Origin of the sequence: Mesorhizobium humile (genome assembly GCF_033977215.1) — a bacterium.
In the GTDB taxonomy this organism is placed as follows: Bacteria; Pseudomonadota; Alphaproteobacteria; order Rhizobiales; family Rhizobiaceae; genus Mesorhizobium; species Mesorhizobium humile.
Map to the genome: position 1 here is coordinate 256,363 of NZ_JAVIIV010000006.1, position 15,902 is coordinate 272,264.

The 15,902-nt window shown below is 59.5% G+C and carries 17 protein-coding genes; 10 read left to right on the top strand and 7 right to left on the bottom strand.

The features are described 5' to 3' along the window. Window positions 1-2: 2 nt before the first annotated feature. Together RFM52_RS12580 and RFM52_RS12585 are read right to left on the bottom strand one after the other, a co-directional pair. Window positions 3-1,025: an FAD binding domain-containing protein gene (locus tag RFM52_RS12580; protein WP_320293633.1), complete on the bottom strand. Its 1,023-nt coding sequence runs from the start codon at window positions 1,023-1,025 to the stop codon at window positions 3-5. Window position 1,026: 1 nt separating this feature from the next. Beyond that, a complete protein-coding gene (locus RFM52_RS12585) occupies window positions 1,027-1,644 on the bottom strand; it encodes a (2Fe-2S)-binding protein (protein ID WP_320293632.1) in 618 nt (205 codons plus the stop codon). Between the two features lie 183 nt (window positions 1,645-1,827). Between RFM52_RS12585 and RFM52_RS12590 the strand changes: the two genes are divergently transcribed. The 3 genes from RFM52_RS12590 to RFM52_RS12600 all read left to right on the top strand — a co-directional run bounded on the left by RFM52_RS12590 (window position 1,828) and on the right by RFM52_RS12600 (window position 3,666). After that, window positions 1,828-2,271 (top strand): PPC domain-containing DNA-binding protein, encoded by a 444-nt coding sequence (locus RFM52_RS12590; RefSeq protein ID WP_320293631.1) that lies wholly within the window; start codon window positions 1,828-1,830, stop codon window positions 2,269-2,271. A gap of 9 nt (window positions 2,272-2,280) precedes the next feature. Then, on the top strand, window positions 2,281-3,294 hold the full coding sequence (locus tag RFM52_RS12595; RefSeq protein ID WP_320293630.1) for an ATP-dependent DNA ligase: 1,014 nt from the start codon (window positions 2,281-2,283) through the stop codon (window positions 3,292-3,294). 90 nt (window positions 3,295-3,384) lie between these two features. Continuing rightward, entirely contained in the window at window positions 3,385-3,666 is a 282-nt protein-coding gene (locus RFM52_RS12600; RefSeq protein WP_320293629.1) for a hypothetical protein, read from the top strand. A 575-nt stretch (window positions 3,667-4,241) separates the two neighbouring features. On the opposite strand, the gene RFM52_RS12605 is transcribed toward RFM52_RS12600, so the two are convergent. After that, window positions 4,242-4,574: a low affinity iron permease family protein gene (locus tag RFM52_RS12605; protein WP_320293628.1), complete on the bottom strand. Its 333-nt coding sequence runs from the start codon at window positions 4,572-4,574 to the stop codon at window positions 4,242-4,244. 115 nt (window positions 4,575-4,689) lie between these two features. Between RFM52_RS12605 and RFM52_RS12610 the strand changes: the two genes are divergently transcribed. The 3 genes from RFM52_RS12610 to RFM52_RS12620 all read left to right on the top strand — a co-directional run bounded on the left by RFM52_RS12610 (window position 4,690) and on the right by RFM52_RS12620 (window position 7,638). Beyond that, window positions 4,690-5,901 carry an NAD(P)/FAD-dependent oxidoreductase gene (locus tag RFM52_RS12610; RefSeq protein WP_320293627.1) on the top strand — a complete coding sequence of 404 codons (1,212 nt, stop codon included), beginning with the start codon at window positions 4,690-4,692 and terminating at the stop codon, window positions 5,899-5,901. A gap of 196 nt (window positions 5,902-6,097) precedes the next feature. Beyond that, window positions 6,098-7,003 carry a hypothetical protein gene (locus RFM52_RS12615; RefSeq protein WP_320293626.1) on the top strand — a complete coding sequence of 302 codons (906 nt, stop codon included), beginning with the start codon at window positions 6,098-6,100 and terminating at the stop codon, window positions 7,001-7,003. Between the two features lie 194 nt (window positions 7,004-7,197). Next, window positions 7,198-7,638 carry a DUF6766 family protein gene (locus RFM52_RS12620; RefSeq protein WP_320293625.1) on the top strand — a complete coding sequence of 147 codons (441 nt, stop codon included), beginning with the start codon at window positions 7,198-7,200 and terminating at the stop codon, window positions 7,636-7,638. Window positions 7,639-8,009: 371 nt separating this feature from the next. Here RFM52_RS12620 and RFM52_RS32795 read toward each other — a convergent pair whose 3' ends face one another. Further along, on the bottom strand, window positions 8,010-8,441 hold the full coding sequence (locus tag RFM52_RS32795) for a GFA family protein (RefSeq protein WP_430699210.1): 432 nt from the start codon (window positions 8,439-8,441) through the stop codon (window positions 8,010-8,012). 121 nt (window positions 8,442-8,562) lie between these two features. On the opposite strand from RFM52_RS32795, the gene RFM52_RS12625 reads away from it, so the two are divergent. The 4 genes from RFM52_RS12625 to RFM52_RS12640 all read left to right on the top strand — a co-directional run bounded on the left by RFM52_RS12625 (window position 8,563) and on the right by RFM52_RS12640 (window position 9,981). Next, on the top strand, window positions 8,563-8,898 hold the full coding sequence (locus RFM52_RS12625; RefSeq protein WP_320293624.1) for a hypothetical protein: 336 nt from the start codon (window positions 8,563-8,565) through the stop codon (window positions 8,896-8,898). A gap of 81 nt (window positions 8,899-8,979) precedes the next feature. Continuing rightward, on the top strand, window positions 8,980-9,243 hold the full coding sequence (locus RFM52_RS32800) for an isochorismatase family protein (protein WP_430699218.1): 264 nt from the start codon (window positions 8,980-8,982) through the stop codon (window positions 9,241-9,243). Continuing rightward, window positions 9,240-9,542, top strand: a complete 303-nt coding sequence (locus tag RFM52_RS12635; RefSeq protein WP_320293623.1) for a hypothetical protein — start codon at window positions 9,240-9,242, stop codon at window positions 9,540-9,542. The genes RFM52_RS32800 and RFM52_RS12635 overlap by 4 nt, the downstream gene beginning before the upstream one ends. Window positions 9,543-9,666: 124 nt before the next feature. Continuing rightward, complete coding sequence (locus RFM52_RS12640; protein ID WP_320293622.1) at window positions 9,667-9,981, top strand: plasmid stabilization protein; 315 nt, start codon at window positions 9,667-9,669, stop codon at window positions 9,979-9,981. Window positions 9,982-10,246: 265 nt separating this feature from the next. On the opposite strand, the gene RFM52_RS12645 is transcribed toward RFM52_RS12640, so the two are convergent. The 3 genes from RFM52_RS12645 to RFM52_RS12655 form a co-directional block, all read right to left on the bottom strand. After that, the gene (locus RFM52_RS12645; RefSeq protein ID WP_320293621.1) at window positions 10,247-12,547 is read right to left on the bottom strand and encodes an FdhF/YdeP family oxidoreductase; all 2,301 of its coding nucleotides are present in this window, start codon (window positions 12,545-12,547) and stop codon (window positions 10,247-10,249) included. A gap of 483 nt (window positions 12,548-13,030) precedes the next feature. Continuing rightward, on the bottom strand, window positions 13,031-13,465 hold the full coding sequence (locus RFM52_RS12650) for a hypothetical protein (protein ID WP_320293620.1): 435 nt from the start codon (window positions 13,463-13,465) through the stop codon (window positions 13,031-13,033). Window positions 13,466-13,847: 382 nt separating this feature from the next. Next, window positions 13,848-15,896 (bottom strand): response regulator, encoded by a 2,049-nt coding sequence (locus RFM52_RS12655; protein ID WP_320293619.1) that lies wholly within the window; start codon window positions 15,894-15,896, stop codon window positions 13,848-13,850. Window positions 15,897-15,902: the final 6 nt, after the last annotated feature.

The following is a 15,902-nucleotide window of genomic DNA, read 5'->3' on the forward strand; positions in this document are numbered from 1 at the left end:
GTTCATACCTTCATGTCACGGGTTTCAAGCAGCGCGCGCATCAGCGTTCGTTTGCCGAGCTCGATCTTGAACGCATTGTGCTGGCGCGGCTGGGCCTCGGCGAAGGCCGCGTCCGCCGCCGCAGTGGCGGTGGCTTCGTCAAGTTTCTTGCCTTGCAGACTCTGTTCGGCCGCGCGGGCGCGCCAGGGCACGGTCGCTACGCCACCCAGTGCAATGCGCGCATCGCGAACGTTGTCACTGTCCAGGTCGAGCGCAACAGCGGCCGAAGCCAGCGCGAATGCATAGGATTCACGGTCCCGAATTTTCAGGTAAAGCGAGCGCCGCGCCCATGGCAGGGCCGGCACTTCGATGGCAGTGATGATCTCGTCGGCAACGAGATCGGTCTCGATGTGCGGCGTTTCGCCAGGTTGCCGATGCAATTTGGAAAATAGGATTTTGCGCGCCCCACGCGAACCCTCGGCATGCACGACGGCGTCGAGCGCGATCAGCGCCTGGGCAAAGTCGCCGTGATAGGTCGCAATGCAGGCATCGCTGCCGCCCAACACCGCATGCTGCCGATTGAAACCCTCTATCGCGGCGCAGCCGGAGCCCGGCACGCGCTTGTTGCAGGACCAGGATGTCTCGCGAAAATATTCGCAGCGTGTGCGCTGGAGGATGTTGCCCGAGAGGCTAGCCATGTTGCGGATCTGACCGCTCGCGGCCAGGCGCAGGCTGTCGGCAATGACGGGATAGCGGCGCTTGATCTCGGCGTGATCGGCGGCCTCACCCATCCGCACCAGGGCGCCGAAGCGGACTCCATCCTCGCTCACGCGTATTTGCCGTAGCCCGGGATCCTTGAGCCGGTTTAGGTCCACAAGACGGTTGGGCTCCGCAACGCCAAGCTTCATGTAGTCGGCGAGATTGGTGCCGCCGGCGATGAACTGCGCATTCGCTCGCGTCGGCTGGTCGTCGTTGGTGGTGAAGCGGGATGCGATAGCGACAGCATCGGAGATGTCGCTGGGCTGTTCATAGACAAACGGGCGCATATCAGGCTCCCTTCGTCTGATCGCGTGCCTGCAGGACGGCGGCGACAATGTTAGGGTAGGCAGCGCAGCGGCAGATGTTGCCGCTCATATATTCTCGGATGTCGCCTTCGGATTCCGCGTGCCCCTCATTGACGCAGCCGATCGCCGACAGGATCTGTCCCGGCGTGCAATAGCCGCACTGGAACGCATCGTGATCGATGAAGGCCTGCTGCATCGGATGCAGCTTGCCGTCACTGGTGGCAAGCCCCTCGACGGTTGTGATATCCTTGCCTTCGTTCATAACCGCAAAGGTTAGGCACGACAGTACGCGCTTGCCGTCGACCAGCACCGTGCAAGCACCGCACTGGCCATGGTCGCAACCCTTCTTGGTGCCGGTTAAGCCGATATGATCTCGCAAGGCATCAAGCAGGCTGGTTCTAGTATCGAGCGATAGTTCATAGGCCTGCTGGTTGATCCGCAGCGACGCCACCACTGGCGCCCGGAGTTTCGGGCCAGATGGGGCTGGCGCTTCGGCTTTCGCGGATGACGCGAGCAACGGCGCTGCTGCGGCCGAGACCGTGCCTGCCATGAAATTTCGCCGGCTGAGGCCAAGCGCGGATGAAAGAGAAGGCTGGGACATGGCTCGCTCCTGGCTGGCTAGTCATCGGAGCTAACCCTTCATGCAGGCCATTGTTCCGGCCTTGCCCGCGCAGAATCATAAGCTCACCGAAGCGTGATCCTGGCCGATAGACGCGCATCATTCTGGAACATGGATGCCGGCTTCGAGTTCTACGGCCAACACCAACGCTGATGGGTAGCCGATATGAAATCGAAACTGGTCGCGGAGACGTCTGGACAAAGGACATTCGTGGTCGTTCTGGATCCGGGAGAGGAAGCCTTTGCCGCGCTGTCCGCGTTCGCCGCTCAGAAAGGAATCGCCGGCGCTTCGCTGACGGCAATCGGCGCTTTCGAAAAGGCGACAGTCGGCTGGTTCGACTTCGGCTCGAAATCCTACCGCAAGATCCCGGTCGGCGAACAATGCGAGGTTCTGAGCGCCATTGGTGACATCGCGGTCGACGACAGCGGCAAGGCGAGCCTGCATGTCCATGCTGTCCTTGGTCTAAGCGACGGATCGACGCGCGGCGGCCATCTTGTCGAAGGCATTGTCAGACCTACGCTCGAAGTCACGGTGACGGAATCGCCGATTCACCTGCGGCGCACCAAACGCCCCGGCCTCGGCATCGCGTTGATCGATCTCGGCGCCTGAGGGCCGGCGATGGCAGCGGTCGCAACCGAGGTGTTTCCTCTCCCTCTCGATACATCCCCAATGGAGGCTCGGACCGATGAAGCATTGCCGCAGGACAAGGGCATCTGGCAGTTCGAACCGAAATGGGATGGGTTTCGCTGCCTCGCTTTCAAGAATCGCAAAATGGTCGATCTCAGGGCGAAGTCGGGCAAGCCGCTTGGGCGTTACTTTCCCGAGCTGACAGCGATGATGCAAAACCTGGAAGCCAAGGATTTCGTGGTCGACGGCGAAATCGTCATCGAGATCGGCGGCGCCGCCTCCTTCGACGCCCTGCAGATGCGGCTTCATCCGGCGGAGAGCCGCATCCGCAAGCTGAGCGCGGAAACACCGGCGCGACTGATCGTGTTCGATATGCTGGTCGCGCCGGGCGGCAAATCGCTGCTGGAGGCCGCACTGACGCAAAGGCGCGCGGCAATCGAAGACTTCGTCGCGAAAGCAAACACCGGCGCTCTTCAGCTCTCGCCCTGCACCACGAGTGTCGAGACCGCTGGGCGATGGCTGAAAGATGCCGGTCATGGGTCTACCGACGGTGTCGTCGCCAAACGGCTGAATGATCCCTATCGGCCGGGCGAGCGCGCGATGATCAAGGTCAAGCGACTGCGTACGGCCGACTGCGTGGTCGGCGGCTTCCGCTATCTGAACGGCAAGTCGCAAGTCGGGTCCCTGTTGCTTGGCCTCTACAACGAACGCGGCTTGCTTGACCATGTCGGCTTCACCTCGACATTTGCCAATGAGGAACGCGCCGCGCTCACGAAGAAGTTGGAGGCGCTGCGCGGCGGGCCCGGCTTTAGCGGCAAGGCGCCGGGTGGGCCGAGCCGCTGGAGCACGGAGCGCAGCGGCGAATGGGAGCCGTTGCGGCCGCAGCTCGTCGTGGAGGTACGCTTCGACCACGTCACGGGGGAGCGCTTCCGGCACGGCACTCGATTCGTTCGCTGGCGGTCCGACAAAGCGCCGAGCCAATGTACGTTCGAACAGATTCGATAGGAGCGCACTTCCGGAACAATCGCCTTTCCGGGCGGTTCCTGGTCAGGACGGCCCCGCGCCACGAACGCACCTACCGTTGGAGACAAGAACATGGATCCGCGCGATAAACAGCGAGCCACAAGGCAGGAAGAAACCGAAGCTCCCGGCATCGAACAACAAGACTGGGACGCTCTTGAGGGCAACCGGATCCTGCCTGACGGCGTCGCCGTAAACGGCGATCCGGGAGACGATATGGAACCACAAGGTGTCCTTCCCGAAGAAGACGACGACAATCCCTATCAGGAGAGCGACGAAGCCTTACCTGACGATGAGGAAGAGCGCGTGCTATCGCGCGACCCTTCCAAGGAAGGCAGTCCCTTTGACGAAGCCTAGCGAAAGGCTTCAATTGCGAGGTTGCAAGGCGGCCGACGGTCGTCGCAGCGACCCTTGGTCAGTCGATTGTGTTTATCGAACCAGCACGTCGCGAATTTTTGCGGCCAGTTCATTCGATTGTATGGCTTGGTCAAAAGTTCCGTGCCGAAATCCACGTGCCGTTGTGGACGATCGCGCGCGTGTAGCCGGTGGTATAGGGGACCTTTAAGGAAAAGCTGGACCACCTTCACTTTGTCGACGAGTTCGTCCGGACATTTCGGGCATCACTACATCGGTAAAGAGCAGCGACGGGATTTTCCCGCCTTCTATGCGCAGTTGACCTCGAAGTTTCGCCCGACCAACTCGGCTGCTGCGTAAGCCAGCTCGCCGGCATCTCGATCTCGCGAATCCGATCTCCCAGCGCCGCCAGAAGTTGAAGGCGCTGAACCCCAGTCTGCCGATCGTGCTCGATAACCCCCATTGCGCCCCCCCTGCCGGTGCAGCCGGCAAAATGCGCTCAAGGGAGATCGGTTCCGCATGGTGCCTCGCCCCTAGATACTCAGCCCAAAAGTCTGGCTGTGTCTATCCGGCGACACCTACGGCGCTGCTCTGGCTTCGTGAGTACGCAGGGATTCGATCTCTTCCGGTTCTTTTTCATCGATCTTGGCAATGCTGTCGCGAGCAGTTTCGCTGGCTCTTATAAGCTCGTCCAATTTTGCTTGCAGCGCTTGGGTGTCGCGATGTTCGGCTCGCTGAATCAGCAGGGTCATGGCCCAAGTGACAAGTGTGGCGATGCCATGCCAATCCAGGCTCTCAGGTTCGAAAATCACCCAGCAGGCCGTAAAACCTCCCAGCACCAGGAACGCCGATGGTCTCGAAGTAGCCGTGCCTATTGCCGTGAGCAATTCGCCGATTTGATGTTTTGCCATGCCCTCGAACGGACTGAGCGAGGTCCAGTTCCGCTGAAGGTGATGACTTGTCGGAGGCGTTCACGGGGGAACGCTACGGCTTGCGGCGACTTATCGTGCGCAACCGGGAGTTTCCATGCCACGCAAGCTCGATCTCAGAGGTGGCACACCAGTGTGGTCGGCCTATCGTTCGCCCGCAGTGCCGGTGGCTGCTCTGAAGGGGGATACAAAGACGGATGTGTTGGTCGTCGGCATGGGCATCAGCGGTGCAATGATGGCCGAAGCGCTCACCCGGGATGGCCATTCGGTCATCTGCATCGACAGACGCGGCCCGCTGAAGGGGTCGACCGCAGCGACGACGGCACTCGTCCAGTTCGAGATTGATCAGCCGCTGACAACGCTTTCAAAAATAATCGGAGGCGATGCTGCTCGACAGGCCTGGCGACGATCGCGACTTGCTCTAGCAAATCTGCAAGCGCGCGTAAGAGAATTGCAAATCCGCTGCCGGTCGGTCGCCACCCCGTCAATTTATTTAGCGGGCAATCGGCTCGGCGCGTCCGACCTGCGCCGGGAAGCGGCTGCAAGGCGGCAGGCCGGCATCGGCGCATCGTTCCTGACCCGCAAAGAGCTGCAAGACGAATTCGGCATAGACCGCGGCGGCGCTATTCTCAGCCATGGCAACCTGGCGCTCGATCCTCGTAAATTGACGGCCGGGCTGCTCCTGACGGCATTGCAACGCAAGGCAAGGTTCTACGCGCCGGCCGAAGCAACAGCGATCGAGGGTCATCGCTCCGGCGTAACAGTGGCGACGCGGCAAGGCCCTGTGATCGAGGCCCAACATCTTGTCCTTACGACGGGGTACGAACTCGCCGATATCGTTCCCGCCCGGGGCCACCACATAATCTCGACATGGGCTATTGCTACCGCCCGGCAGCCGAGCAAGATCTGGCCTCTTGCCGCAATGATCTGGGAAGCCTCAGATCCTTACCTGTACGTCCGGGCGACGGCCGATGGGCGTGTGATCTGTGGCGGCGAGGATGAGGAGTTCACCGATGAGGAGCGGCGAAACACTCTGACCTTGAAGAAGGCGGCTCGCCTAACGAAGAAGCTCGAACGAATGTTTCCGGACTTGGACCCCGCAGCACGGTTTGCCTGGAGCGGATCATTTGGAGCCACGGGGACCGGACTACCCATTATCGGCGGCGTGCCCGGGCATCCGCGTATCTATTCGGTGATGGGATATGGCGGCAACGGGATCACATTTTCGCAGATTGCGTCCGAGATCATTTCGGCATCCATCGCCGGGCTGGAGGATGTCGATGCCGAACTGTTCAAGCTCGAAGCATGAACTCATGGGACGGTGGGAAGCCGGCTAGCAACTTCGTCAAGCCGCCGGAACGAAAGCTATCGCTGGGAATTGTCCCTAAGTCTCAATACTTTATCAGGAGGTCGATATGGGACGCGGTATCTTGCTCTGGCTCCTTGGGGTGCCAATTCCGATCATCATTCTGCTCATGCTGTTCATGCGATAGGGGAGCTCGACAATGCAATCCCCTCTCCCCTCCGCGGCCGTGGCAGCCGCACCTACAGAATCTTCTTCGTCCGCAGTCAGTTGGGCATCAATTATTGCCGGCGCGTTCGCGGCGTCCACTCTCACCGTCATCCTCATGTTGATTGGATCGGGGCTCGGCCTGACGATGGTTTCGCCGTGGACCGGCTCCAGCGCCGCTCCCACGACATTTGCGGTATCGGCCGCCGTCTGGCTTGTCGTTGTTCAATGGCTCTCTTCCGCTGTCGGCGGCTATCTCACCGGTCGCCTGCGGACGAAATGGGTGAACGTCCATAACGACGAGGTCTATTTCAGAGACACCGCGCATGGCTTTCTCGCCTGGGCTCTGGCGACGTTGCTGCTGGCGGGTGTGCTCGGCTCCGCCTTGTCTGCCGCGCTTGGATCAGGGGTTCAGGCTGCCGCGACTGTTGCGTCCGGAGCCGCGATGGGGGCCTCCAGTGCAGCCGCCGCGTCGCAGCGTCCGTCGGCTGAAAGCTCGATGAACTATTTTGTCGACATGTTGTTTCGTCCTGCCGACCCGGCGTCGGCAACGGCAGCCCAGAACGACACTGCCGTCGCGCAGGCCGGCCGTATTCTCGTTGCGGGCGCAGCAAACGGCGAAGTCTCTCCCGACGACAGGGCGTATCTCGCGAAGCTCGTAGCTTCGCGAACCGGCCTGTCCGAGCCGGATGCGAAGAAGCGGGTAGATACTGTGCTGGCTGGCATCGACGATGCCAAGAACAAGGCCAAGGCGGCCGCCGATACCGCCAGGAAGGCCGTAGCGACATTCTCGCTTGTAGGAGCACTGTCAATGGTACTTGGCGCCTTCATCGCGAGTGCGGCGGCAGCTCTTGGCGGTCGACAACGCGATGAGGAAGAGGCTCTTTTCCTAAATCGCTAGCCAGGATGCAGGACGCCCGCCGATGACGAGGGCGGGCATCCTGTTCAAACGTGGCGACCCAGCCCTCACGAGTCACCGATGCGCGCCGAGTGCGGCAAATATTTCGGTACCTGGGATGAATTGCAGGCCTACTTCGAGCGTCAAGGGAGGCAGCGGAGTTTTTCGCCTCGACAGGGTCGTATCAAGCGGCTGTTGTGACCCGCCTGCGTCCGGTTTGGGCACTAATTGTTGCCGGCATGGGGCGACGGATTGCCGCTTCGCCAGAGGACGAGGGCCCAACGCTGCGCCAGGATGATCCGCAAGCCCCGTGGCCGGTGAAGCGCGGAGGTTGGATATCGCGGCCTTACTCTCGCTCGCTTGGAGCGGCGCTGCTCGCCATTTTCATGGTCACGTTCATCGCTCGCCTGTGGCAAAGCACCCGCCATGCGGCCGAGCAGGCAGCGGCGCACGGCCAGCCTGCCGAGGGCGTTCTCCAGCACCTCTTTTCGGGTCAATTCTGGTTCGAAAGTTTCCAGAATTGGCAAAGTGAATTCCTGTCGACGGGCGTGCTCGTGCTCCTTGCTATCTGCCTACGGGAGAAGGGATCACCGGAGAGTAAGCCGGTTGCGGCGCCGCATCAGAAGACCGGCCATTGATGCAAGGTCATTAAGCTTGGGTTGTTAATCGCGGGGTATCAAAATCGGTACTCCAATATTCGTGACCGGAGGGAACAACTGACCGGAGGACAGGTTTTTGAATAGGAAAACCGTCTCAGTTTGAACCGCAGCGATGGGCGAGAAACGCGACAACAAATCCAGAGCCAGCCTTCTTAGGCGGCAATTCTCGAACGAAATCATGCGCCGATATCTACGCAGCCTACCTCTGTTTCACGTAAGCCGCTGGCTCCCTGACGAACTGCGCGAATTGCTCAAGCGTCTCGACCGCAAGCATAAGTGAAGCCACCATCTTCACTTCCCTCAACGTCCAAAAATGGGGGCCACGTTCTTGCCGTTCAACCGAACGCGCCTCACCAACTCTCCTCCAGGTTATGGTCAGGCAGCTCCAGTCCACAGCAGACCCATGGCAGCCGCGTCCGCGAGGCATAATTATACTGTGGCACGAGGTTCGACGGTTCATCGAAAGTGCCCACATGCAGCGCAATCCGATCGATGTCGAGATTGTAGCTTAGCGTGAGCGGCGAACCACAAACGCCACAGAATCCTCGCTCCGCAATGGGAGAAGACTTCCTGAAGGTGGGCGCTGCGCCCGACCACGAGAGGCTGGTCCTAGGCATCCACGCAAGAACCGCGAAAGCACTGCCTGTTGCGCGTCGACACATATCGCAATGGCAGTAGTGAATTCGGGGCTCGGACGAGGTCTTATACCGGACACCACCGCAAAGGCATCCGCCCGTACGTTCACGTCCAGGTGCTTGATCGATCTCTCCGGAGTTCGCCATCTACCGACAACGCCGAACGCCGAAAGTGGTTTCGGCTACCCACGTCGTTCGGCACGAACTGAGGCGGTGCATCCTTCCTTGAGCATCCGCGTTTGTGGTTCACAAATCCGGAGCTCAAGCCATGAAGATGGACATTCTCCCTGCCCCCACTGACAACCCAGCCCAGCTCGATACCCTCGTCAACAGACCGGGACACTTCGTCGAGGAGTGGATCGAAGGTCATCCCGTCAAGCCGCTCGCCGAAGCATCCCCGGAAACCGCGGCGGAAAAATTGGCGACAGCTTGCATCGCGGACGCAGAGCGTGAAGGCATCCTCGCGGAAGAAATCAGCGATGAGGTCGGCGATCTAAAAGAATATCTCGCCGTCACGGTCCTCGCCGAACGTAAAGCCGTCGGCGAAATGGATGCCGACACCAATACCCCGACCGCACGAGCGTTGGCTGACCCAAAGGCTTAGCTTTCGCGGCTGAAAAGTATCGAATCGCAATGACGCTAATCTCAACACGAGTCGTCCACATCAGCGGTGGCAGAGGCCGATATGTGCGTGTTGGCGACGCTGCTCGCAGCGATCGACTTCGGCTACAGGACCATCCTGGTCGAGGACGCGATCGGCAGCACATCTGACGAGGCCCGAAAATATACTCAAGCTGTTCACGACGCGATATTCGCATCATGTCGAAGTGGTTTTCCGCGGAGGAGGTCCTGGCTTACTGGCGCTGACACCGTGGGCATAACAGGTGGAACATGCTGGCTCCAGCGGGGTTGTGGAATTGTCCATGTTTCAAAGGAGACTGTGCGATGACGAACGGTGAAAACCGCCGCGAAACCGGCGCTACGAAATACCCCGCGACCCAACGCGGCACCGGTGATTTCTCGCAAGATGCAGCAACCAACAAAAAGCCGGACACCGGGATTGGCCTTACGCGCCCCGTGGACGAGGTGAACGACAAGACGCACCAAAGTGACGGGCTAAACCGGAGGCTGACACCTTCACCTTCGACAGAAAAAGTATCAGGTGCGGGTCCTGCTTTGGCCGAGCATTCGAAGGACTCCAAAGCTCCGAAATCGGGCCGGCCATGCAGCGCTTATGTCAAGAAATAGGACGCCATATCCCACAGCGGTAGAGTTGGAACCGTTCGGTTTTGCGGCGGTTAGGAGAGAAGTTCCAGCGACGCATCATGGATTGAACCCTATCGCCATCCCGAACGCTACCAGGAGCAGCACAATGCCACGCGGAGACAAATCGAAATATACCGACAAACAGGAACGCAAGGCCGACCACATTGCCGAAGGCTACGAAAAACGCGGCGTCTCTGAAGAGGAAGCCGAACGCCGAGCCTGGGCAACGGTCAACAAGGATGATGGCGGCGGCAAAAAGGAGGGTGGTTCGGGTCGCGGCAAACACACGGGGCATCCTGCCGCTCACAAGGGTGGAAGTAAGGGGGGCGCCGCCTCAGCCAACCGCGCCGCCGCCGAAAGATCAGCATCCGCGAAGAAGGCCGCGAAAACGCGGAAAACCCATGAACAGCATATCCATTGATACGCCGGAAGATCAGCGTGGCGATCCGGTGTCTGAACGAAGCCGCTGCATCGCCCTACTTCGGAGGCACGCAAGAGCGTTCGAAAACCGGAAGCTCTTTCATATATCGCGGGCATTGCTGAGGGTCGCGGATGAGCTGACATTTTCCGACAACCGCACGGCATAAAGCTGTCGAGGAGTTACCGGCAATAGGTGGCTCCTCAAGTACTCGCTGGCGCCGCCGATCGTCGTGGCATGGGCCCGCTCGACAAGAAATCTCCTCCCCTTAAATTGCTATTCGGACTGGCACCGATTTCGCCGCCGGCACATGCGCCTTTTCCGCCCTATGCCACAGCGGGATCAGAGGATTCAGTTCGGGATAATAGCCGGCGCAATCCCCTCGGGGGATGGAATAGGTGGTCACCCTAAGTCCGCTCACCCGGCGCGGGACCCCGTCATCGGCTGCCGACTCCAGACTGATCATCTGTCCCTCGTGGAGTCCCATGCGCCGGATGTCGTCTTCGTTCATGAGCACCACCATGCGCGTGCCGTTGATGCCACGAAGGCGATCGCGGTAGCCGTAGATGGTGGTGTTGAACTGATCGTTGGAGCGAATGGTGATCAGCGTCAGCACGTCGGATCGCGAGACGTCGATATCGGGATCCGTTTCCAGCATCGTCGGCGGCTTGAAATTGGCCTTCTTGTTGGGAGTCTGCCACACCCGCTTCGAGGCCTTGATGTCACGATGAAATCCGCCGGGCACAAGAAAGCGTTTGTTGAAATCCTCGAAATGGTCGGGGTAGCAACGCTCGATTTCATCCCTGACGCGCGAATAGTCTGCCACCCATTCGTCCCACGGGACCGAACTTTTTCCTTCCACTGTCGCCTTGGCGAGTTCGGCAACGATGCGGGGCTCGGAGAGCAGGTTGGGTCCAGCCGGTGGCCGATAGCCGAAGGAACCATGGATGCAGGCTGTGGAATCCTCCATCGAGACGTGCTGCTCTCCGGCCTTCTGCAGATCCTTCTCGATCCGGGAGAGACAGGGCAGAAGATAGGTGACGGCACCCGGTATCAGATGGCTGCGGTTGAGCTTGGTGGCGATCTGGACATGCAATCTGAGATGCCGCCAAGCCTCTTCGACCAGACCCGTTTCCGGAACAGCGCGCACGAAATTGCCGCCCAGTCCAATGAAAGCCTTGACTGAGCCATCGATAATCCCTTCGCATGTTTCCACGGTATCGCGCCCTTTCTCGCGCGGTGGTTCAAACTTGTAGAATGCTGCGAACTTGTCGAGCGGGACAAGTTCCGGCTTTTCGGAGATGCCGACGGTGCGTTGGCCCTGGACGTTGGAGTGACCGCGAAGCGGCGAGACGCCGGCGCCCGGCTTGCCAATGTTGCCTCGCATTAGGAGCAGGTTGCACAGCATATGGACGTTCTCCGTCCCATGCCGGTGCTGCGTCAGCCCCATGCCGTAGTTGCCGATGACCGCTGAAGCCTTGCTGTAAACCTCGGCGACATGCTCGAGATCCGCACGTGCAATGCCCGATCGCGATTCAATCTTTTCCCAAGGTGTGCGGCGCAGATAGGCCTCGAACGCACCGAAGCCGTCGGTATGTTCTTCGATGAAGGCCGTGTCGAGGACGCGCGGCGCGCCGACCTTCTTGGTCGCGTCGTCGAGCGCCAGAACGGCTTTCGCTATACCCGTCATGGCGGCGATGTCGCCGCCGCTGCGGATCTGGAAGAAGTCGCTGGACATCTTGGTGCCGGCGCCAGGCGAAAGCATTTCAACCGGGCTTTGCGGATTCTTGAAGCGCTTGAGCCCCCGCTCAGGCAGCGGATTGAACGTAATGACAGGTATGCCCCGCTGGCGCGCCTCCTCGATGGGGTGAAGCAATCGCGGCGCGCTCACGCCGGTGTTGTGGCCGAAGAAGAACATCAGGTCACAGTGGCTGAAATCCTCCAGCTGGACGGTGCCGACCGGCGAGCCAATGGACTCCGGCAAACCTACCGAAGTCGACTCGTGACACATGTTGGAGGAGTCCGGCAGATTGCCCGAACCGTAGATGCGAGCGAGGAGCTGATACATGAACGACGCCTCAAGCGAGGCACGGCCAGAAGTGTAGAACACCACCGATTTCGGATCGAGCTTCCGGAGCTGCGCGCCGATGTCGCTGAACGCGGTCTCCCACGGGACCCGTTCATATTTGTCGGTGACCTCATTGTAGCGCATCGGCTCGAGCAGGCGGCCCTGCTTCTCAAGGTCATGGTCTGGCCAATCGAGCAACTCCTTGACGGGATGGGCAGCGAAGAACTCCGGGCCACACCGTCGCTTCGTCTGGTCCCAGATCGTGGCCTTGGCACCGTTCTCGCAAAATTCGAACGGCCGCGGCTCGGCGGGCTTCGCCCAGGAACAGGAGACGCACATATAGCCGTCGGGCTTGTTCTGCTTCAGCAGGGTGCTCCAGATGCCGGACATCAACAATCCTTCGCCGCGGGCCTTGCGGATCAGGGACTTCAAAGAACCCCATCCGCCGGTAGGGTGCTTGTATTTGCGGATTTCTACGTTGTTGGTTGTGGCCGGATTCATCTCAGTGCGCCCCTGCTCATCGATAGGAGCAACACCACCCCGATAAGGAAGTTCCTAAGCCGGAGGCGTCCGGCCGGAACTTCCAGGTCACGTATTGGTGAACAGTGGATCCCACCCTCTCGCAAATGGCAGAGCCGAGAGTGGGACCTTGAGCAACGCTCAATGTCGATCGCCGGGCAGGATCGACTGAGGACGTGCCGTCCCGTTCCGCGCACCGGTTGCGCGAAGTCCACTGCACTCCATAGGTATTGCGAAGCCCACCACCGAGGCGAGCCCGCCGGACAGCGACTCACCGCCATACAAGCAATCGGCCCGACAGAGATCTTACTGCGAAGCCACGACGTCGGAGCAAACAAGAAAGATCCGGTTTAAGAGTCCACTGCCGCCGAAGAACGGCGGCATGCGCCATTGCGTATGCGCTGAGTACAATCTTGCTCCGCAAGCATCGCCCCACAGTAGCGATTTGCTATAAATCGCTTCGGATCAATGCGCGAGAAAACTCCTCCTTATCCAAGCCCAGATTTTGCTACCGGCAACTATCCGACGGACTCGCCCGGCAGCCCATCCTGCCTGCATGGTGGCGCCGACATGGCAACTGCAGACGATTTCATGCAACTCCCAATCGGACAGGTCGAAAAACCTCTTGGCGGCGCCGAATGTATCCGAAGCCAGGCCCGCACTGCGCAGCAGCGAATCTTCGAAGGCGACTGTGATCGGCGATCCAGCGGCTCTCGCTTCATCCCGAACACCGGGATAGAGATGCTCTGTTCCTGTAAGCGCTGCGAGGCAGCGAGAAGGATTGCGTTCAAGCAACTCCGCCCAGCGTTCGATCCGTTGTGTTCTTGTCATCGGTCTGGCGGGTGCCAGAGGATTAATTTCAGCAACCGCATGCAGTTGATCGATTGTTTGATGTTTCATGGCCAGCTCCTGTTCGTGGCTTCGGCGGCTTCTGCTAGCGTACGGGTGGCTAGCGCGCGTGGGCATTCACGAGCGCTGCCACTAATCTTCGGCCAACACACAAGCAGCAGTGTTGATGTGCTACAGAACCAACAGCAAACGCTAATGTTCCATGTGACCAACGAGCAGAATCGCTACCCCTGTCACCGGGACTATGCGCTCTGCGGTTCGCGCCGATTCGGTGCGAAAGGTCCTCATTCCGCCAAGAACAACGTCATCAATTCCACGACGTGACCAGGCTACTGGATTGAGCAACGTGATACATAAGCGATTTCGCGAGTCCGCTCCAACTCAGATCTTCCCGCATTTGCGGCACTTGTCTCGCGACGACCAGCTTTCTGGTCTACCCGCGCGATTGCTTTGCCAGCCGGATGGACTCGATCAGTTCGTTATCCTTGAACGGTTTACCAAGGAGGGGCACATCGCTAGGCAGAGCCCCGATCGCTCTGGTGTCTGCGTAGCCCGTGATAATGACCGCAGGCCAGTCAGCCTTCAGGCTCCGCGCAAACCGGATCACTTCGACGCCCGAGACAAGCGGCATGGCGAAATCCGTAACGATCACATCGAAGTCATCCGGCGATTTTTCGATAGCAGCCAACGCCTCAGCTCCTCCAGCGGCGCAAGTCACATCAAAACCGGATTGCCGTAACGACGCAGCTGTCAATTCGCGCAAGGCCTCGCTGTCATCGACTAACAAGATCGATGGCTGAGCGCCATTGCCATTGTATTGAGGGTGGATGATTTGCTCCCGCTCCCCCCGGAGTTCCGGCTCCGTTAGAGATCTAGGCAACCATAGACGCATCGTAGTTCCCCGGCCGACCACACTATCGATGCGGAGGGCGCCGCCCGACTGTTTCGCGAAGCCGTACACTGTGCTCAACCCAAGCCCGGTGCCTTTTCCAACGGGCTTTGTCGTGAAAAACGGTTCAATCACTTTGGTCAAAAGATCGGCAGGAATCCCCGAGCCGGTGTCGGTGACCGAGATGACCACGTAGTCGCCTTGCCTTAAATCGTATGAATTCTGGTTGGCGGTATTGTTGGCAGCTCGTATGGCGATCGTGCCTCCAGAAGGCATTGCGTCACGGGCGTTGAAAACCAGGTTCATGAGCGCGAGTTCGAGTTGGCCCACATCCACATGAATTGGCCAAACTGAATCATCTATATGCCACTCGAAACGGACCAACCCTCCCAGAACCGGCGCGACGAGCCCGTTCATGGTCTCTTCCAACGCGGTCAGCCGCACTCCTTCCGGCTTCAGGTTCTGGCGTCGTGAAAAGGCGAGCATCCGATTAACGAGTTCTGCTCCTTGTCTGGCGGAGCGCCTTGTCAAATCGAGCACCTTTAGCGCCTGTTGGTCGAGGGTTGAATTTCGCTCGAGTAGCCCCAATCCGCTAAGGACGGCTGCGAGCAAATTGTTGAAATCATGAGCCAAACCGCCCGTAAGCTTACCGATAGCATCGATGCGTTGTGCCTGCAGTAACTTATCCTCAAGCTCGCGCCGTTCTGTGACGTCAAGCAAAGTACCAATGATTTCATTGGCACCCTCTACTGGGTCGGATGAGATGACGCCTTGGTCGAGAAAAGTCCGGTATTTGCCGTCGGCGCACTGCCAGCGGAACTCGCAATTGTAAGCCCCTGTGGTCTTGGCGCCCAACAGAGCTGCCCTCACGTTCGGCAGGTCGTCCGGGTGCACACGACTGAGACCGAAACCTGGCTCTGACGTCATTCGTTCGGCAGGAAAGCCGGTCAGCCGCTCGACACCTGCAGTCACAAACCTCGCCCCGAAAGGCGGCTCGGCTGATCGGGCGTGAAAGCAAACCGGCAGGGACCGCAGGATCGTTTCCTGACGTTGCTCAGAAGCGCGCAAAATGCGCTCGGTCTTCAGTTTCTCGTCCTGTGCTTGCAGCGCTTGCTCCAAGAGCCGCTGCTCGAGCGTGGCCTTGCGCTGGATTTCCAACGTCTTTTCATGCAACTCAACAAATACCGCAACCTTCGAGCGCAACATCACAGGATCAAAGGGCTTGAATACATAGTCGACTGCACCTGCATCATAGCCGCGCAGCATATGCGCTTCTTCCTTGTTGATTGCGGTCAGAAAAATGATCGGTGTGCGCTTCGATTGCTCGCGTTTCCGGACTAGCGAGGCAGTCTCGTACCCATCCAAACCAGGCATGAGCACATCGAGCAGAATAACGGCAAAGTCTTCCTTCAGCAGAAGTCGCAAAGCTTCTTCCCCGGAGGGTGCGCAGGCAACCTCGCCAACACCATCCAGAACTTCCCTGATCGCCAGAAGATTGCGGTCGTCGTCATCTACGGCGAGAATTCGCGCACGCTCCGGCGCTTTCGGCAAAGCCCCAGGACGCTTACCTTTGGTTTTTTCGATCCGCTGCATGTTGTC